The sequence below is a fragment of the Fibrella rubiginis genome (genome assembly GCF_017353185.1).
GTDB lineage: Bacteria > Bacteroidota > Bacteroidia > Cytophagales > Spirosomataceae > Fibrella > Fibrella rubiginis.
This window is the reverse complement of sequence record NZ_JAFMYV010000001.1, coordinates 879064-896769: the sequence shown is the minus strand read 5'-3', so window position 1 is coordinate 896769 and position 17706 is coordinate 879064. Positions and strand designations below refer to the sequence as shown.

17 protein-coding genes and 1 tRNA gene are annotated in these 17706 nt (G+C 55.0%); 13 read left to right on the top strand and 5 right to left on the bottom strand.

What is annotated here, in order from left to right:
- Positions 1 to 294 precede the first annotated feature (294 nt).
- The 7 genes from rpoN to J2I47_RS03400 all read left to right on the top strand — a co-directional run bounded on the left by rpoN (position 295) and on the right by J2I47_RS03400 (position 7477).
- On the top strand, positions 295 to 1743 hold the full coding sequence (gene rpoN, locus J2I47_RS03430; protein ID WP_207363133.1) for an RNA polymerase factor sigma-54: 1449 nt from the start codon (positions 295 to 297) through the stop codon (positions 1741 to 1743).
- A gap of 134 nt (positions 1744 to 1877) precedes the next feature.
- A complete protein-coding gene (locus J2I47_RS03425; RefSeq protein ID WP_229374230.1) occupies positions 1878 to 2516 on the top strand; it encodes a hypothetical protein in 639 nt (212 codons plus the stop codon).
- 55 nt (positions 2517 to 2571) lie between these two features.
- Positions 2572 to 3789 carry a helix-turn-helix domain-containing protein gene (locus J2I47_RS03420; RefSeq protein ID WP_207363132.1) on the top strand — a complete coding sequence of 406 codons (1218 nt, stop codon included), beginning with the start codon at positions 2572 to 2574 and terminating at the stop codon, positions 3787 to 3789.
- Between the two features lie 69 nt (positions 3790 to 3858).
- The gene (locus tag J2I47_RS03415) at positions 3859 to 5064 is read left to right on the top strand and encodes an acyltransferase family protein (RefSeq protein WP_207363131.1); all 1206 of its coding nucleotides are present in this window, start codon (positions 3859 to 3861) and stop codon (positions 5062 to 5064) included.
- Positions 5065 to 5141: 77 nt separating this feature from the next.
- Positions 5142 to 5936 carry an enoyl-CoA hydratase/isomerase family protein gene (locus J2I47_RS03410; RefSeq protein ID WP_207363130.1) on the top strand — a complete coding sequence of 265 codons (795 nt, stop codon included), beginning with the start codon at positions 5142 to 5144 and terminating at the stop codon, positions 5934 to 5936.
- Between the two features lie 65 nt (positions 5937 to 6001).
- A tRNA-Arg gene (locus J2I47_RS03405) sits at positions 6002 to 6075 on the top strand.
- A 247-nt stretch (positions 6076 to 6322) separates the two neighbouring features.
- Entirely contained in the window at positions 6323 to 7477 is a 1155-nt protein-coding gene (locus J2I47_RS03400; protein WP_207363129.1) for an ATP-binding protein, read from the top strand.
- Positions 7478 to 7592: 115 nt separating this feature from the next.
- On the opposite strand, the gene J2I47_RS03395 is transcribed toward J2I47_RS03400, so the two are convergent.
- The 4 genes from J2I47_RS03395 to J2I47_RS03380 form a co-directional block, all read right to left on the bottom strand.
- Complete coding sequence (locus tag J2I47_RS03395) at positions 7593 to 8570, bottom strand: formylglycine-generating enzyme family protein (protein ID WP_207363128.1); 978 nt, start codon at positions 8568 to 8570, stop codon at positions 7593 to 7595.
- A gap of 35 nt (positions 8571 to 8605) precedes the next feature.
- On the bottom strand, positions 8606 to 9712 hold the full coding sequence (locus J2I47_RS03390; protein ID WP_229374257.1) for a glycoside hydrolase family 18 protein: 1107 nt from the start codon (positions 9710 to 9712) through the stop codon (positions 8606 to 8608).
- 347 nt (positions 9713 to 10059) lie between these two features.
- Positions 10060 to 10710, bottom strand: coding sequence for a PepSY-like domain-containing protein (locus J2I47_RS03385; RefSeq protein WP_207363126.1), 651 nt, complete (start codon positions 10708 to 10710; stop codon positions 10060 to 10062).
- A 51-nt stretch (positions 10711 to 10761) separates the two neighbouring features.
- Positions 10762 to 11370 carry a hypothetical protein gene (locus tag J2I47_RS03380; RefSeq protein ID WP_207363125.1) on the bottom strand — a complete coding sequence of 203 codons (609 nt, stop codon included), beginning with the start codon at positions 11368 to 11370 and terminating at the stop codon, positions 10762 to 10764.
- Positions 11371 to 11534: 164 nt separating this feature from the next.
- Here J2I47_RS03380 and J2I47_RS03375 point away from each other — a divergent pair, with 164 nt between their 5' ends.
- Both J2I47_RS03375 and J2I47_RS03370 read left to right on the top strand, forming a co-directional pair.
- Positions 11535 to 12131 (top strand): RNA polymerase sigma factor, encoded by a 597-nt coding sequence (locus J2I47_RS03375; protein WP_207363124.1) that lies wholly within the window; start codon positions 11535 to 11537, stop codon positions 12129 to 12131.
- A complete protein-coding gene (locus J2I47_RS03370; protein WP_207363123.1) occupies positions 12121 to 13827 on the top strand; it encodes a hypothetical protein in 1707 nt (568 codons plus the stop codon). Before J2I47_RS03375 ends, J2I47_RS03370 begins: the two co-directional genes overlap by 11 nt.
- 10 nt (positions 13828 to 13837) lie before the next feature.
- On the opposite strand, the gene J2I47_RS03365 is transcribed toward J2I47_RS03370, so the two are convergent.
- Positions 13838 to 14335: a DUF5946 family protein gene (locus J2I47_RS03365; RefSeq protein ID WP_207363122.1), complete on the bottom strand. Its 498-nt coding sequence runs from the start codon at positions 14333 to 14335 to the stop codon at positions 13838 to 13840.
- A gap of 155 nt (positions 14336 to 14490) precedes the next feature.
- Between J2I47_RS03365 and J2I47_RS03360 the strand changes: the two genes are divergently transcribed.
- From J2I47_RS03360 to J2I47_RS03345, 4 genes are read left to right on the top strand one after another with little or no spacing between them, the layout of a single operon-like run.
- The gene (locus J2I47_RS03360) at positions 14491 to 14679 is read left to right on the top strand and encodes a hypothetical protein (RefSeq protein ID WP_207363121.1); all 189 of its coding nucleotides are present in this window, start codon (positions 14491 to 14493) and stop codon (positions 14677 to 14679) included.
- A gap of 3 nt (positions 14680 to 14682) precedes the next feature.
- Positions 14683 to 15834: a sensor histidine kinase gene (locus tag J2I47_RS03355; RefSeq protein WP_207363120.1), complete on the top strand. Its 1152-nt coding sequence runs from the start codon at positions 14683 to 14685 to the stop codon at positions 15832 to 15834.
- A complete protein-coding gene (locus J2I47_RS03350; RefSeq protein ID WP_207363119.1) occupies positions 15828 to 16928 on the top strand; it encodes a histidine kinase in 1101 nt (366 codons plus the stop codon). Before J2I47_RS03355 ends, J2I47_RS03350 begins: the two co-directional genes overlap by 7 nt.
- Before the next feature lie 13 nt (positions 16929 to 16941).
- A complete protein-coding gene (locus J2I47_RS03345) occupies positions 16942 to 17658 on the top strand; it encodes a LytR/AlgR family response regulator transcription factor (protein ID WP_207363118.1) in 717 nt (238 codons plus the stop codon).
- The last annotated feature ends 48 nt before the right edge of the window (positions 17659 to 17706 follow it).

The window sequence follows — 17706 nt, the reverse complement described above, 5'->3', positions numbered from 1 at the left end:
TCCTGAATCACCGTCAAAGCAGGGGAGCACAACAGCCCTGGTTACGGTGACAGATATAACAAACGATACCTGTTTTTCTGGCGGAAGTCACTTGTTTGTAACAGACCATCTGCTGGACTATATCAAAATTATGTAACTGATAATCAGCTACATAATTTGCCTGTGACGTCTGTTAGCTAATTTTTTTGTTGACAAGCTCGACAAACCTGAGTTAAATTGGTCTGATAATTGAGGGGCCGCTATCATCAAGCGCTCACATCCATCTATCATTTGCCCTAATCCTACCACCCTGTTATGCAGAAACTTAGTCTAAGCCAGTCGCTACAACAAAAGTTGTCGCCGCAACAGATCCAGTTCATTAAGCTTCTGCAAATACCAACGGCCGAACTCGAGAATCGTATCGAAGAAGAACTTGAGATCAATCCCGCCCTTGAAGAAGGCATGGATGAGGAGTTTGAGGCGAAAGATGAGTATGACGATGACTTTGATGATAAAGACGATTTCAGCGAGCGCAACGACGATATTGACATAGATACCTACCTGGCCAACGACGATTTTGCCGGCTACAAAATGCAGGGCGACGGTGGCTTTGAAGAAGAACGCGAAATGCCGCTGGCGATGGGGTCGAGCCTAATCGACTCGCTCATGCAGCAGTTCGGTTACCTCCGCCTCACCGAAGAACAACGCATCATTGGTCTTCAACTGCTGGGCAGCATTGAAAGTGACGGCTACATCCGCCGGTCGATGCAGGCCATTGTCAACGACCTGGCGTTTTCGCAGAATGTCTTCGTCGACGCTGATGAGATTGAAGAAGTCCTTCACAAAATCCAGACGTTCGACCCGCCCGGCATTGCCGCCCGCGATCTGCAGGAGTGTCTGTTGTTGCAGCTGCGCCGCAAAGACACCACCGACTCCTGCGTTCAACTGGCCATCCGGATCATCGAGGAGTTCTTCGATGAGTTTTCCAAAAAGCACTACGATAAAATTCAGCGGCGGCTCAACGTTTCTGACGAATCGTTGAAGAAAGTGGTGCAGATCATTATCAAGCTGAACCCCAAACCCGGCTCGGTAGAAGGCGATGACAACGCCGCCCCCTACCTGACACCCGATTTTTTGCTCACCAACGTAGGCGGCAAGCTCGAACTAACCCTCAACTCGCGCAATGCCCCCGAACTGCGCATCAGCCGGTCCTTTGCCGACATGCTCGATACGTATGACAAGAGCAACAAAACTAACAAGGCGCTGAAGGAAACCGTCAGTTTCGTCAAGCAAAAACTCGACGCCGCCAAGTGGTTTATCGACGCCATCAAGCAGCGGCAGCAGACCCTGCTCCGCACCATGAACGCCATTGTGCAGTATCAGTACGATTTTTTCCTCAACGGCGACGAGACCAAGCTGCGGCCCATGATTCTGAAAGACATCGCCCAGATGATCGACATGGACGTATCGACCATTTCGCGGGTGGCCAACAGCAAGGCCGTGCAGACCGAATTTGGTATTTACCCGCTCAAATATTTCTTCTCGGAAGGCATTGCCACCGATTCGGGCGAGGATGTCAGCAGCCGCGAGGTGAAGAACATCCTGAAAGACATGATCGACAGCGAAACGAAGGTCAACCCCCTCTCAGACGACAAGCTGGAGAAGATGCTCAACGACAAGGGCTACAACATTGCCCGCCGCACCGTGGCCAAATACCGCGAGCAGTTAAACATTCCCGTAGCCCGGTTGCGGAAACAGCTTTAGGGAGTTCAACGTTTAATGGCTAAAGTCTACAGTTGCGCTCCCGCGTCCCGGCTGACATAGGCGTATTGCTCTTGCGTCAGCCCGGGCGCGGGAACGCAACTGTAGACTTTAGCCATTAAACGTTGAACTCCCTTTTGAACCCCCGCCTCGCTTACGTCCTTTCGGTCATTTTTCATCCGCTACTGATGCCTACCTATTTGTTTGGTATGCTCATGTACGCCACTCCAAACCGGCTCAACGTCGACACGTATTCGGTGAAGGCGCAGGCCAGCATTCTGCTGTTACTGTTCATCGGCACGTTTATGGTGCCCAGCCTGGTCATCTATTACCTCTACCGCACCGGCCGTCTGCAGGACATGGCTATGCCGGAGCGTACCGACCGCAAGTGGCCGCTGTTTCTGACGGGCCTGATCTACACCGGCGTCACTTACCTGTTTGCCTTTCGGATGAACCTGCTCTCCGACACCTCGCCGCAACTGGCCGTGGTGCTGGCTGCCATCACCCTGTCTATCCTGCTGGTGGCGTTCATTAGTCTTTACTGGAAAATCAGCGCCCACACCGTTGGCGTGGGTGGCGTACTGGGCGTGGTCCTGGCACTGATGACCAAATACGGCGACACCGACCTGTTTCTACCGCTGGTGGGCCTGCTGGCCATCAGCGGGCTGGTAGCCACGGCCCGGCTGCAGCTGAACGCTCACACGCTGGAGCAGGTACTGGCCGGCTGGGGGCTGGGTGTGTTTGTCAGCAGCCTCACTGTTTTCGGGTTGCTCTGAGGGCAGCAGCGGGGGCATTGAGCATGGTCATAGACAATGCTGTATCTTTAAACTGATGCAACAATTACCGCTCCACCTCGATTTCTTCGCCCTCATTATGCTGCTGGGCGTGGCACAGGGCCTTTTTCTGGGCGTTTTCTTTCTGTCGGGAGCGCGGGGACAACAGGTAGCCAACCGGTGCCTGGGTTGGTTTTTGCTTGCCCTGACGGCCGTTTCCACCGAAATTCTGCTCAACTACACCAACTACATCACCCGCCTGCCCGCCCTGGTCGATTTTTCGGAGCCGCTTAACTTTGTACTGGGGCCACTGTTTTTTTTGTTCACTACGGCCAAGTTGCATAACCAACTGCCCCGGCGCTGGGGCTGGCACCTGTTGCCGCTGGTATTTTGGGCGCTTTATTCCATCTCCTGGCAGTTTCAGCCGGTTGAGGTCAAATACAATAATTTCCTGAGTGCCAATCATCCCGACCAACGGCCGCTTCCGGAACCTACCCACTGGTTGCCCGAAGACATCCTGGGCGACCTGCGCCACTACATCAACGAGCTAACCCTACTGAGCCTGCTTGCCTACGCCGTGCTGGGCATCTATGTGCTGACCAAAACCTACCGGCGGCAGGGCTATTCATTCTGGCAGGTGCCGCCGGGTCAATATCGGCAACTGCGTAACCTGGGGCTGTTGAGCCTGACATTTCCCCTGCTGATTGCCGTGGTCAAACCACAGTTCGACGAAGATCTGGGCGACTACATCCTGGTGTGCTACATCACGGCGATGCTGTACCTGGCCAATTTCCTGACCATGCGTTACCCTGCTTTTTTCACTACCAACCTACCACCGGCACCAGTCATGGCGGATGAACCGAAAAAGAAGTATGAAAAATCGACCCTGACCACCGACGTAGAAACGGCTGTGCTGACCCGCCTCGATCAGTTGCTCATGACCGAAAAACCGCACCTCGACAGTACGCTGTCGCTGCCCAAATTAGCTGCCCAGCTCCGCGTTAGTCCGCACCACCTGTCGCAGCTGCTCAACGACCGGCTGGGGCAAACCTTCTTCGACTGGCTGGCTACGCATCGGGTGGCCGAAGCCCGGCGGCTGCTGACAGACGAGGCTACGGCCCACCTCAAAATAGATGATATTGCCGAACGTGTGGGTTACAACGCTACCTCGGCCTTCCATACGGCGTTTAAGCGAATTACCAACCAGACGCCGGCCCAGTTTCGCGACGCCAACCGAACGGCAACGGGTTCGTCCCGGTCGGCACGAAGTTCGTAGTTATCGGCAAATAGGGCATTGGCGGGCCTACAGGGCACTTTTGCACTGGTCAAACCAACGCAACGACTCATGCAGCCAACACCCGCTTCTGCCCCGGCAGTCGCCTCGCCCCTACCCACGTCTACCCGCCGCTACGACCTCGATTGGCTGCGGATCATCGCCATTCTGACCCTGATTTTTTACCATACCGGCATGATCTACGTGTCGTGGGGCTGGCATATTAAAAGTGCCGAACGCAGCCTGCCCATGGAAACCGTTATGCGGTGGCTACACCTCTGGCGCATGCCGCTGCTATTCTTCATCGCTGGCGCAGGCACGTTTTTCGCCCTCAGCAAACGGAGCTACGGAGCCTACGCCGGTGAGCGGGTACGGCGGCTGTTTGTGCCCCTTATCTTTGGCATGTTCGTTATCGTACCGCCGCAGATTTACATCGAATGGCTCTTTCGTGGTGGTACGGCATCCCGGCGTTTTTCGGGCAGCTATTTGGCTTTTTATCCCAACGTATTCAGGTTTCAGCCCTATCAGGACGGCGGCACGGGCGGAGCCTTTAGCTGGCATCACCTGTGGTTTATCTGTTACCTGTTTTTCTATTCGCTGCTGAGCATACCTGTTTTTCGGTGGCTGAAAAGCTCAGGCGGTCAGCGCTTCACCGACCGCCTGAGCAGGTTATTATCCCGGCGGGGCGGGGCATTGTGGCTGGTGATACCCTTGTGGCTCAACGACCTAGTGCTGGGTGGTTTCTTTCCCAACGAGACCCACGCGCTGGTGAACGACTGGGCCTATTTTGTTAAAAACCTGCTGCTTTTCTGGGGTGGCTATCTGCTCATCAGCCGCCGTGACTGTTGGCAGTACCTGGCCGATGGACGACGCCATTTTCTGGTGGCCACGCTGATTTGCACCGCGCTACTCTATGGATCCCGTTATTTGCTGACTGATAGCCAATACGATAGTTCGGTGCTGATCAGAACGCTGGTTAGTTTCAACAGATTGGCCCTGACGTGGTTTGCGGTGCTCATGACCGTTGGCTATGGCTATATGTACCTGAACAAAACCCATCCGTGGCTACCCACCCTAAACGCCGCAGTGTACCCATTCTACATCCTGCACCAAACGGTCATCGTCCTCATTGGCTACTACGTGCTAACTCACACCGCACTGGGCGTGTACACTGGCTTTCTGACCATCAGTGCCGCCACTCTTTTGAGTTGTGCGGCCCTTTACTGGCTACTCATTCGTCCGTTCTGGATGATGCGGCTATTTTTTGGGGTTAAATAATGAGAGGTGACCGGATCAAATCAGCCAAAAAATTAGTATGCTTGCATACTAATGTAGCTAGTGTATAGCCCATCTCCATGTACGAAAATCTTCTCTACAGCACCGACAGTGGCGTTTGCCGCATCACGCTCAACCGGCCGCAGGTGTATAACGCCCTCAACCCCGGCCTTATCGCCGATATCACCGCTGCTATCGGGGCCGCCGGGGCCGATGCATCCGTGCGGGTAGTGGTATTGACCGGCGCGGGCGACAAGGCCTTCTGTTCGGGTGCTGACCTGAAAGCGGGCTTTGCCAATGTGCAGAACGGCGCGGGTCTCTCTCTGGGTAAGTCACTGCGCGAGGGGTACAATCCCATGATCATGGCCATGCGCAACCTGCCGAAGCCAATCGTCGGGCGGGTTAATGGCGTAGCTGCCGGGGCGGGTTGTTCACTGGCCCTTGCCTGCGACGTGCTCGTCTGCGCCGACGAAGCCTATTTTAGCCAGATTTTCGTCAACATTGGCCTCCTGCCCGACGCCGGGTCAACCTTCTTTCTGCCCCGCCTGGTTGGCTCCCTAAAAGCGTTCGAGTTGTGCAGCACGGGTCGGCGGGTGTACGGTCCGGAGGCTGCCACCCTGGGGCTGGTTAACCGTTCGGTACCGGCGGCGGATCTGGACGGGGCAGTGGCGGAACTAGTGGCATATTACGCTTCGGCCCCCACGGCTGCCATTGGGGCAATGAAAAAAGTTATGAACCAGTCACTCTATTCGGACCTGCCAACAATGCTGGAACAGGAGGCTGACAATCAGGATAGTTTGGGTAAAACGACGGATGTGGCCGAGGGTATTGGGGCTTTTTTAATGAAACGCTCCGCAAAATTTCAGGGTCGATAACTTGACAAACGCCTTTTTTACCCTACTTTTGCAGTCCCAACACGGGGGAACGCAGTTTGCGTAACGCATTCGTAGCTCAACTGGATAGAGCACCTCACTACGGATGAGGAGGTTTGGGGTTCGAATCCCTACGAGTGCACGAAAAGTTAACAGCAAAAAGGCTCGCAATTCCATGAATTGCGAGCCTTTTTGCTGTTAACTAGTGCGTTACAAACCCTCCATTTGCTCATTTATCACTGTTGGGATACTACTGGGCCTATCCTCTGTGACACAGGATTGATATAAGAATTGGTAAGGTGAACCAAGTGTACATCTGTGTTGCGATAATCGGCGCATTTCTAACAATTTAGGAATTAAATTCCTAAATTGTTAGAAATGCGCCGATTATGATTCCTCGTCAGTTAACAGAACGGGCCTCTGCCCTGCTTCAGAAGTACCCCATCATTACCATTACCGGGCCTCGGCAGTCGGGAAAGACAACGCTGGCTAAGTTGCTGCGGCCCAACTACCGATATGTGAGTTTGGAAAGCCTGACTGAGCGCGAATTTGCCCGCCAGGATCCCAAAGGTTTTCTGGAAACGTATCAGGACGGGGTCATTCTGGACGAAGTACAATATGTACCGGAATTGTTTTCGCAGCTGCAGGTCGTCACCGACGAGCGACAGCGCATAGGTGAATATATCCTGACGGGATCGCAGAATTTTTTGCTGATGGAACAAATCACCCAATCATTGGCCGGGCGGGTGGCGGTGTTCAACTTGCTGCCATTGTCGTGGAGTGAACTGGCAAACACACCCTATGCGCCTACGTCGTGGGAGAGCTACATGGTGGGTGGTTCCTATCCGCGCAAGTTGGTGCAAGACATCGACGCGGTTGGTTTCTATGACAGCTACCTGCAAACGTATGTGGAGCGTGATGTCCGGCAGGTAAAGAACATCCTGAATCTGGGCCTGTTTCAGCGGTTTATTTACCTGCTGGCCGGGCGGATTGGCCAATTGTTCAATCAGCAAAGTCTGGCTGTGGAACTGGGGGTCGACAACAAGACTGTTAACGCCTGGCTAACGGTACTCGAAACGTCATTTATTGCGTACCGGCTGCAACCCTATTACCAGAACTTCAGTAAGCGGATCGTGAAAACGCCTAAGGTTTATTTCTACGATACAGGCCTGGCGGCTTACCTGCTGGGTATTCGTTCGGAAGCCGATCTGGCCGTACATTTTGCCAGGGGTTCCCTGTTCGAGAACCTAGTGATCAACGAACTGACCAAAAACTGGCTGAACCAGGGTAAACGACCCGCCTTTTATTTCTGGTCCGATCAGTCGAGTCACGAAGTTGACCTGGTAATTGACCGGGGCGTGAAACTGACGGCCATAGAAATAAAATCGGGCAAGACGATTCAACCCGATTTTTTCAAAGGCTTACAGTATTTCGGCAAATTAGCCTCCAGCCCAGACGCATTTCTGATCTACGGCGGCAACGACGTACAACACCGGACAGGAGTTAATATACTGACTATAAATGCGTTATCTAAATTAAATTGAATACCAACATTCAGCTACACGGGAATTCACAACAGACAAGCAGGCTTAGAGGGGTAGTTGATTTTGGTCAGCCGTGTATCGGCCATGACAAAGCGCACCCACGAACGGCCTGGCATTATACATCTTTCACGCAGCGGAAGCCGGTGTGCATCAGCGACGTTTCGGCGGTACTGCCCGACCGACCTGAGACCCGGTATCCGTGGCACCAGCCTGGTTCGCAGAGGTACGACCCGCCCCGTTGTGCCCGCTCGGTAGAGGCCGTAATCGCGACCGGAATGCCCTGGATAAGATCAGAATAGGCCATTTTGGGATTATCGCACCACTCCCAGACATTGCCCGCCATGTCGGCCAGGCCAAGCGGTGACTTACCAAATGTGCCCACGGGTGCCGCCCGGTGGAATCCGTCGCTTACCTGGTCATAGTCGGGAAACTTGCCGTTCCAGGTGTTGGCCAGAAACCGGCCGTTGCGCTCCAGTTCATTACCAAAGGGATACATTGCCCGGCTGTTGGTGGCATTGCGGGCGGCATGTTCCCACTCAATCTCGTGGGGCAGGCGCTTACCGGCCCATTTGGCGTAGGCTCGTGCATCGTTCCACGACACCTGCGTTACGGGCATAGTGTCAGCGGCAGGTCCTGCCTGGGGTCCGTAGGGGTACCGCCAGTTGGTACCTTTTATCAGGTTCCATTCGTGGGTGGCATCGTCGAATACGGCGGCATCACCGAAGGTTTCGGCCTCGGTTTTGAAACCCGTTGCCTGCACAAACGCCCTGAATTGCCCCACCGTTACTTCGTGCTGATCCATCAAAAAAGGCTTCACCTGCACCCAAAATACGGGTTGCTCCTGCGTCAGCCCCTCCTCCGACCCAATCTGCGTGTAGCCACCGGGTACGTACACCATGCCGGCGGGCAGGCGGGCGGGCAGCTGGTGGGCGGGCGTAGTTTTCTCAGGCGGCTCAGACGCAAACAGGGTAAGGGTGGGCGAAACCACCACCTGTTTGGGCGCGTCGGGCTGGCAGGCTACTGATAGCGCAATCAGCAGACCAACCGCAACAGCCCGACAAACGAAGCGATAAGATAGGAGCAAATAAGTCATAACGGAACGGTGCTGGTTGACGTGCCGGGTAACGGTCAGCGAAGGCCCTGCACCAGCACGTCGAGCAGTTTTTTCTGCCGCAGGTCGTACTTGTATTCCCAAAACATCACCCCGGCCAGCCCCTTGGCTTTGACCCAGGCTACGCGTGCGGCCAGCGATTCGGGGTCGGCATACGAAATGAACATGCGCGAGGTGGGGTTCCACAAATACGGCGACTGGGCGTCGGTATCCCAATAACGGGTAAACCCATTCTTGTTGATGTATTTATCGACCAGTTCGTCGTGGCTGATGAAGAGGTGCTTTCCGGTAGCGGCCTGGGGCTGATACAAACCATTGTCTTTGTCGGTTACGTTGGTCCAACCCCGCCCGTAGAACGGCAATCCCAGCACGATTTTACCGATGGGTACCCCCGCCTGCACGTGGCCTTCCACCGCCGAAATAGAGCTGTTGCGCGACTGGTTGCCCTTTTTCGATTGACCAAGCGGGCTGTGGTGACCCGTTACCCTGTCGTTGCCGTGGTAGAGGTCGTAGGTCATGATGTTCACATAATCCAGGTATCGCTGCGCCTTACCCAGCTCGGTATGGCTCACAAACGCGGTGTCGCCACCGGTGGCCGCCGTAAGCAGGTAGTGGCGGGCGGCGGGGCGGTTGTCCTGTTTACCCTGCTGGTCCAGCCGGTCGCGGAGGGCTTTCAGAAAGAGCGTGAACGTCTGCTTGTCTTCGGGACGAAATAGGTTGCCCGCCCCAATCTGCGCGGGGTATTCCCAGTCAATATCCAGGCCGTCGAGCTGGTATTTTTTAAGGAAAGCCACCGCATTGTCGGCAAACCGTTGCCGCGAAGCGTCTGTCAGGGCCACGTCGGAAAAATACTTGCAGCCGCCCCAGCCCCCAATCGAGATCAGGATGTTGAGATCTTTGTTCACCTGTCGCAGAGCCGTCAGCTTGGCCAGATTGGCCGAATCGTTGGCCGAAATTGGCGCCAGCAGGCCACTGGCAGTGGGCACGGCAAAGGCATAGTTGATATGGGTAAGCTTCTGCGCTTCGATCTGCTCTTTTGTCCAGCCTCCGCCACTCACATAGCCAATAATAACAGACTTTCTGGGTGCCGACTGCGCCAGGCACGGCATGCGCAAACTACTCATCAACAGGCTAATACAAACAAAACCGAGCGAAACAAACGGGTTCTTCATGCGTGGTAAAAATGAAAATCTGCGTTGTTAGTAAGCAATCAAATCCATAACCTTACCCGTGGCTTCTTTGGCATCCATTCACCGCTGATTGGCTTCTGCCAGTTCAGTCAATGCAAACGTTTGGTCTAGCAGTATCAACGGCTCTAAAGAGAATTACCCTGCTTTCATGGGCACGTGCTAACGGACCAGACCAGTCGATAGTGAGCCTGTTTACGGTTGGCCCGAACTTAAAGCTCAGGCAACAAAAAAGGCCATTCCTAAGCAGGGATGGCCTTTTTTGTTATTCGAAGACGGTTCAATCAACCTGGTCCGTGACCACCCTTGTGGGGTGCCTGTAGGTTACCGTTCACGTCGAAATGCACTTCAGCGGTTTTGCCATCGAGGGTATAGCGCACATCGTAGAAAAGCACGGCTGCCGTAGTGGCGTCCGTGACGACTTCGGCCTTCACGATCGTGTATCCTTTAAAATTGGCGGCCATGTAATCCGTAATGGGTTTGGGCAGCTTGTCGGCGGCAATATCTGTTTTCAGGGGCGGCGTTCCCTTGGGGCCATGTCCACCGGGGCCTTTCGGACCATTGCCCGGACCAGCCAGCACAACGCCAGCCGCATCAAAATGGAGTTGCCGCTTCTTACCGTCGAGCGTAAACTGAATCTCGTAGAACGTCTTTCCATCGCGGTCGGTACCCTGTTCGGCCTGCACGAACACGTAGGCAGGGTACGTCTTGGCCAAATAATCGTAAACTGCCTGCGGCACTTTTTCTTTGGCGATAACCGTTTCGCTGCACGGTTTACCCGTGATAGCCGTCGCGTTGTTGGGGTTACCTAACCGCGCCAGTGAACTGATTACCGCTGTCGATTCGTCGTCTTGCGGGTCTGTAGCCACATTTTGCTGGGTACAGGCGGCCACTGCTGCCAGCAATGCCGCACCGAGTAAGAGTTTTTGGAACATGGGATGTAGTAAATGAACGGTTTATAAATCAACATAAAAGTACGCAACACCTTACCGCCAAGCAGCGGTAAAATAGCGCCGCCAGGCAGGCACTTCGGCTGGCAGCACGACAGCGAGCGATGGGCCGCTGGGATCGTGCAGACCATGGTAGGCCTGATACAGTTCACTACCAAGCAACTCGTGCGCAACCGCGCTGAGGTCCTCCCGGGCATCGGCCTGAAAAAACTCTTCACCCGACCCCAGAATGTCGGTGGTGTCGAAGCAGGGAATACCCCACACCCGGGCCACGGCGAGACAGATGGTTCGCTGTCTGATACGCCTGAAGTACCGGTTGCGTTGCGGCAGGGGAGTGAGTAAAAAGGTGCGGTTTCGAACCGGATGCAGATGGCCCAGTACAACAGACAACTGCTGACGAAGCTTACGGGCTAGCAGTTTGCCAAAGTCAGGCTGGAAAATAACCAGGTCATAGCGCATCAGCGGCTGCTTGGCCAGCCACGCACTGACTTCGTCCAGATTAAAAGGACGGAACAGATGCACTACCGGCTCCAGCCCATCGGCCTGTAGCCGGCGGGTTAGCTGGGCTATATAACTTGACCCCGCTGCCAAACCGGGTCCATTGGCCTGTCGGCCGGCAATCAGTAAAATTGTTATCATGTTCACGAACAAATGCTGTTAATCATGGGTGCATAAACCCAAATACGTATGGACATTGGCAAACGTTGCGCCGGAGTAGAAGACAAAAATGAGCGATGTTGCAACAACCGGTCTATCTGACACGTATGCTAGTGTATTGCCAGCATCAACGTTTTAACCGCCTCAGCATCTTGTTCTTCCGCCGACGATCTTCTTTTACCGACAGCGACCTACTCAGTGTTATCGAGGCGTGCCAGGCCAACGATCCGCAGGCGCAACGAACTCTGTTCAGGCAGTTCTACAGCTACGCCAAAAGCGTTTGTATGCGCTATATGGCCAATGCCGACGAAGCAGATGATGTGCTGAACGAAAGCTTTCTGAAAGTGTTTCAGCACCTGCACTCCTACGACACTACCTTGCCCTTTAAAGCCTGGCTACGCACTATTGTGGTCAATACGGCGATCAGTTACCACCGCAAATACCACAAGCTCGATACCGTTACCAACCAGTCGAGCCTAACAGGGACAGTACCCGACGTGCCCGTTCCCGACACGGTTGTCGACCAGATTTCGGCCGACGATATCCTGGCGCTTGTGCAGCAACTTCCGCCGGTGCAACGCACCGTATTCGTGATGCACGTAGTTGATGGTTATTCGCTGCGGGAAGTGGCCGATACCCTCAACGCCAACGAAGCCACGATCCGGTCCCATTTTCTGCGGGCACGCCTTCGGCTTCAGGAACTTGTTAGCAACGCCTTTTCAACGAAACAACATCATCATGAAAACTGACGAGTTTAGCGACGCCATTCGCCGAAAACTGGACAGCGTTTCGCCCCCGTTTCAGGAAAAAAAATGGGTCCAGTTTCAGCAATTTATGTACCGGTCGGGTTTCCCCCCTTCCGTATGGCAAAGCCCCCGGCAATGGTGGCAACCCGCCCTCAGTGCCGCTACCGTGGCTGGCCTGGTGGTGGCATCGGTATGGCAATATCAGGCTAACAAAACGCTGAACCAGCATGTGCAAACGCTCACCCAGAGTATCGAGCGGCTGGAAAAAGCCCAGACGTCGTTGCAGCAGTCGGTCATGCAACTGAGCCAGGTGCCCGCCCGGCCCGATACGGTCTATGTAGTGCAGCAACGCGACCGCAATGGCACTACATCGCTGACTTACACGGCCAAACCACCTCGTACACCAACCACTGGCTACTCGGCTCAGCCCAGCCCGCAGTTGGTGCAAGCTGAACCGCGGTTGGCGCAACCCACACCGCAGCTAATTCCATCTGCGCCGCAGTTGGCCCGGCAAACGGTACCTCGATACGGTAAGACCCGTGATGCCGATGGCACAGGTGTATCTGCCACAGGCAATCTCAATCCAGCTGGCCAGCCTGCTCCCAACTGGCGGCCTGCTGCGCAGGCCGCCACACCCAGCCCAGTACCAGGGGCTACCGGCATGCCTGCTTCGCCAACCGAGACCCGCGTTGCCAGTAGCCAACGAACAGGCCAGCCACCCGTGGCTGCACCAACAATTCAATCACCGCGCCAAACAAACTCACCCAGTTCAGCAAACAACACGCCTGCCTATGACAACACGCGCTACGTTCCATCAACGGCTTCATCGGCAGCAACCGCTAAGCCAACCACCTCACAACCCGATACTTACGCGACAACAGATGCTACGCGGCAGCCTGTTGCCGAGCCTGTACCGCAGGCTGTACCTCAGGTAGTTCAATCCCTCAATCCGGTGGGAATCACGCTCAACACAGAGGCGCTCGAAACGAGTTGGGCCAGCCGGTTGCGGCGCGTACGCTACCGGTCGCCCTATGCTCCGGCAGCCGAAGCAGCAGCGGCGCCAGCCAACAGGCCTACGCCTTCGGGCATTCAGTGGCGGTTGGGGATTGGCGGCGATGTCGGCACCGAGCAGTCGGCATTGAGTGTCAACACCGAAGCCGTGCTTGGTCACTGGACCTTTAGTGCCGGGATTGGGCAGGCCGTTTGGCGGGGCGACGCTTTTCAGACCGAAGCTCAGTTTACCGAAAAAACCCGGCGCGATTTCCGAAATCAGTATCCCTACCAGGTCCCTGCCCCCCCCACACCCGAACGCCCCCGCGCTGCCGTTGACATCAACCGGTCGGGGCGGGCACTGTTAATTCCATTGCAGGTTGGCTACCGGCTGGCAGTGGGCAAACAGGTGCAGCTAACCCCTTTTGCAGGACTTAACCTCAGCCTGAACGCCTTAGAAACAATTCATTTCGACTACGAACGAACCATGCTTCGTCCCCGAGACAAGGATGATGCACGCCAAAACTTAATCGTAGACAGACCACTCAACTGGTATAGTAGCTGGACGGTAGGCTTCAGCGCCGAACGGCAATGGGGTCATTTCGTGGGGCAGTTAAGCCCGTTTGCTGCCGTGCCTCTGTCGATCAGCGAAACCAGTCTGAATACCGCCTCGGTGGGGTTGCGGGCGCGCGTTTATTACCAGTTCTAGGATAGACGCATCACAACTGGTATCGGTTCACGCAGTCTCGTGTCCAGTTGTGCCAGGGTGCCCAACGTTGCCAGACCGATTCGGCCCACTCGTGTATGCGCCCATGTCGGGGTTCACCCGCCCCGGCCAATAGCCCATGCGACACGGTCAGGGTACCTGTTTGGTCAGGCATAGTCAGCCGGGGCCAGTTTTTTTGTTGTAGGGCCAGGGCCATGTGTGCCTGTTGCACCTGACGACCCGTATAGCCTTTCTCGATGGCTAGTTGCAGACCTATCAGTGCAAAGGCGGTAGTGATGGGCCTGGTTTGTGGGCCTGTGTGCTGCGCTCCGTACGTATCAACAACCAGTTGATGGATGAAATAAGGGTCAGCCAGCGAGAGCGTGTAATACTCCAGTTCGTTAATTAACTGCCAGCACGCCCCCGACGCCAGGTAGCGCGACGGAGGCTCGGCTATACTTTGCGGCAGCAGGATACCACAGCCGGGGCATTTGTCAACATGTGGGTTCACGGCCATTTATCGGTTTGGCACTGGGCATTTATATCCCAAAGTTTAGGCAGTTCCTCCCAAAGTTCAGGGTGCTCATCCCATCTGATTTGCCGCATAAGCGGGTGTACGTAGGTTTGGTTCATCAAGCAACCACAACTACTAAACGCCAACGTTTTATGCGCCGCAAATCAACGTCTAAAATGGGCCTCTGGATCGTTATTTTTCTGGGCTCTGCGTTTTCGGTAAACACCATCCGACGCAACGTGAACAGCCGTACAGATCAGGCTCTTGCCAAAATAACCCGTACGCTCTCTACCGATGCCCTCATCGTCTCAAACGTGTTACGCACCCTGTTACTTCGTTAATCTATGCCTTTTCCTTTACGGGTAACCCAGCGCTTCTGGGTATTCTGGCAGAAGTACTGGCCGGTGCTGGTAGGGCTAACTGGCCTGATTTGGCTCAGTGTAGCTGCCTGGATGGCCCCGCTCAACGAGTGGTTTGCTGCTTATGCCAACTCACAGCAGGCAGCCGGTCCCACCCCGTTTACGAACGAACTTATGCGCGGCTGGCAAGCGCAGGGCAAACCAGTACCAGACCTGTCTACTTTTTTTCTTTCCTGGCGGCTGGCTTTTACCGTTTTTCTGCCGCTCCTGCTGCTCCTTGCCGGAACGGGTTATTACGTTTACTGGTACTTTGCCCGTAAAACCCTCTTCGACAGCCGGCTGGGTAGCAAGCTTATCTTTTTTGCAGCCCTGCTTTTTAGCTGGTTCATCTGGTATTCGCTGGCCAGTACCCTGCTCTACATTAGCCCGGCAACGAGCAGGGCGGGTTTCGATGCGGCCCTGCCCACGCTCACCATGAGCTTCTGGACCATGCAGACGCTGATCATGCATTTGTCGGTGCGCCAACAAGAAGACCGTCTACTGGCGCAGGCCACCCGCGAAGCCGAGCTGGCTGCCTTGACCGCACAGGTAAACCCACCGTTTATTTTCCACGCCCTGCAACAGCTACAGAGGTTGGCCAAAGCCGAGCACCTGCCCCGCACCGAGCAGAGCCTGGCGCAGTTGGCGGGTATCATGCAGTATGTGCTGGAAGAATCGCGGAAGCAGCTAACCGACGTCTCACGCGAGATCGACTTCATCCGCGACTACCTACGGTTGCAACGACTGCGCCTGCCCCAGCGCGACACCATCCAGATCAGCACCGACGTGGTCTGGGACGGCAAACCCGCCCCCATTGTACCGCTATTGCTGAATCCATTGATCGAGAATGCGTTCAAGTACGGCATCAGTATCCAGCAACCCTGCTTTGTCCGTATCCAGTTGCATGTGACCGATGGCGTACTGACGTTTAAATCGGAGAACAGTATTTTGCCCCGCACCGATCTGGAGAAGGGTACCGGCCTGGGGCTGGCCAACGTGCGCAAACGCCTGAAACTGGCCTACCCGAAGCTGCACAAACTTACCACTGCCGAAGCCGATCATACTTACACCGTCCTGCTCAGGATAGCGCTATGCTGAACCGGCTACATCAACTTAAAGAGCGTATTCCGCTGCCTGTCAGTCAGTTCTGGCACAGATACGGCGTGTTCATTGTGCTGATTCTGTCGCTGACGGGGTTTTGGCTGGGCCATGGCGAACGGTATATCAACGCTTACCTGGAATCGACAGCGCAGTTGGTACCCGACGTGCAGCGGCGGCTCAATTCAGGGGGCTACAGGTTTGGCTATACCCTGGCCTACATCGTGGTTCGATTTGGCTATGCTCCCGAACAGGCCTTCCCGTGGGTGGGTTTGCTGTGGAGCCTGGCGGTGATTAACTACCGTTTCTGGCTGAAACCGTTCGTTTTTCTGGGCAGCTGGGTTGGGCGTGTCATCTACGTCATTGCCGCCCCTACCCTGCTGGCCAGCGGGCTAACCAGCCTGCTAACGCTGGCCACCGGCCCCAACCAGGTGAATAGCAGCGTGATATACTGGGTACTGGGGTGGTTTGTGCTCTATGGCGTATGGCATTATTTCCGCGAAATCAACCGAACCCGGCACGCCCTGACCGAGACCGGTACGCAGGCCGAACTCACAGCCCTGAAAGCGCAGGTGAACCCCCATTTTCTCTTCAACTCCCTCAACAACATTTTCGGCACAGCCCTCACCGAAGGCGGCCAACGCACCCCCGACGGTGTCCAGCAACTCTCGCGGCTGATACGCTACCCACTGGAACAAACTCAGGCTACCCAGGTAGATATGGGCGACGAGCTTCGGTTTGTGGATGAGTATGTGCAATTTCACCGGCAGTTTCTGCCCAACGAGCACGCCATTTCGTTTAGCTATGACTGGGATGAGCAACCCACTACCCTGCCTCCTCTCCTGCTCACCCCCCTGATCGATCATGCGCTCCAACAGGCGGGTAATGCGTTGATTGTTGGCCGGGTAAACGTTCGGCAGCAGCAATTGCATCTTCAGCTGACGTATCCCGCAGCGGCATTGAGTACCGAAAGCGAGGCAATGTACAACGTTCGGCAGCGCCTTGCTTTCCTGTACCCAGATCGTTACGCACTTACCGAACAGGTGTTGGACAGGCAAGCCACCCTAGATTTAATGTTGCAGTTAAGTAATTGATAGATACCTGCTTATGCTCACCTGTATTGCCATCGACGACGAACCCATTGCGCTGGACGTGGTTCGGTTTCACGCCAATAAAGTACCGTTTCTGGAACTGAAACAGACGTTTGTTAACGCCGTGGAGGCCCTTGCCTACCTGCACGAACACCCCGTTGATCTCGTCTTTTCCGACATTAACATGCCCGACATAACCGGCCTCGACGTGGCACGGCTGTTACCACCGGGCATGATGTTCATTTTCACCACCGCCTATGCCGAGCATGCCGTGAAAGGCTTTGAGCTCAACGCTGTCGATTATCTGGTGAAACCCATTGATTTTGGGCGCTTTCTGCAAGCAGTCAACCGCGCTAACGACCGCCACACCGCCGACCAGAAACAGGCCAACGGCCAATCTGCAGAAACGGCCAAAGCCGCCCAAAAAACGCTGTTTGTGAAAGATGGCTACGATTACGTTCGTATCGACCTGGACGAGTTGCTGTTTGTGGAGTCGGAGGGTAATTACCTCATGTTCTATGAGGGAGATAAAAAAGTAGTTACCCGTATGACCATTGCCGAAGGCCTTGCCCAGTTGCCCGCCACCGATTTTATGCGGGTCCATAAATCGTATATCGTCAACCTGAAACACATCGACAAAATAGAACGGCATCAGGTACTCGTCGGCGACAAGCTGCCCATTCCCCTCAGCCCCGGCTACCGCGACGAGTTGTTGGCACGGTTTAAACAGTGACGGACAGTATGCAGTACTACAAGTGGGCAACAGACAATCTCTCGGGAT

Excerpts from the sequence above, each read along its gene's own strand:
- J2I47_RS03350 (WP_207363119.1), top strand. The coding sequence starts at position 15,828 with ATGCTGAACCGGCTACATCAACTTAAAGAGCGTATTCCGCTGCCTGTC.
- J2I47_RS03395 (WP_207363128.1), bottom strand. The coding sequence starts at position 8,570 with ATGACTTATTTGCTCCTATCTTATCGCTTCGTTTGTCGGGCTGTTGCG.
- J2I47_RS03410 (WP_207363130.1), top strand. The coding sequence starts at position 5,142 with ATGTACGAAAATCTTCTCTACAGCACCGACAGTGGCGTTTGCCGCATC.
- J2I47_RS03385 (WP_207363126.1), bottom strand. The coding sequence starts at position 10,710 with ATGTTCCAAAAACTCTTACTCGGTGCGGCATTGCTGGCAGCAGTGGCC.
- J2I47_RS03390 (WP_229374257.1), bottom strand. The coding sequence starts at position 9,712 with ATGAGTAGTTTGCGCATGCCGTGCCTGGCGCAGTCGGCACCCAGAAAG.
- J2I47_RS03420 (WP_207363132.1), top strand. The coding sequence starts at position 2,572 with ATGCAACAATTACCGCTCCACCTCGATTTCTTCGCCCTCATTATGCTG.
- J2I47_RS03415 (WP_207363131.1), top strand. The coding sequence starts at position 3,859 with ATGCAGCCAACACCCGCTTCTGCCCCGGCAGTCGCCTCGCCCCTACCC.
- J2I47_RS03345 (WP_207363118.1), top strand. The coding sequence starts at position 16,942 with ATGCTCACCTGTATTGCCATCGACGACGAACCCATTGCGCTGGACGTG.
- J2I47_RS03370 (WP_207363123.1), top strand. The coding sequence starts at position 12,121 with ATGAAAACTGACGAGTTTAGCGACGCCATTCGCCGAAAACTGGACAGC.
- J2I47_RS03360 (WP_207363121.1), top strand. The coding sequence starts at position 14,491 with ATGCGCCGCAAATCAACGTCTAAAATGGGCCTCTGGATCGTTATTTTT.
- rpoN (WP_207363133.1), top strand. The coding sequence starts at position 295 with ATGCAGAAACTTAGTCTAAGCCAGTCGCTACAACAAAAGTTGTCGCCG.
- J2I47_RS03355 (WP_207363120.1), top strand. The coding sequence starts at position 14,683 with ATGCCTTTTCCTTTACGGGTAACCCAGCGCTTCTGGGTATTCTGGCAG.
- J2I47_RS03400 (WP_207363129.1), top strand. The coding sequence starts at position 6,323 with ATGATTCCTCGTCAGTTAACAGAACGGGCCTCTGCCCTGCTTCAGAAG.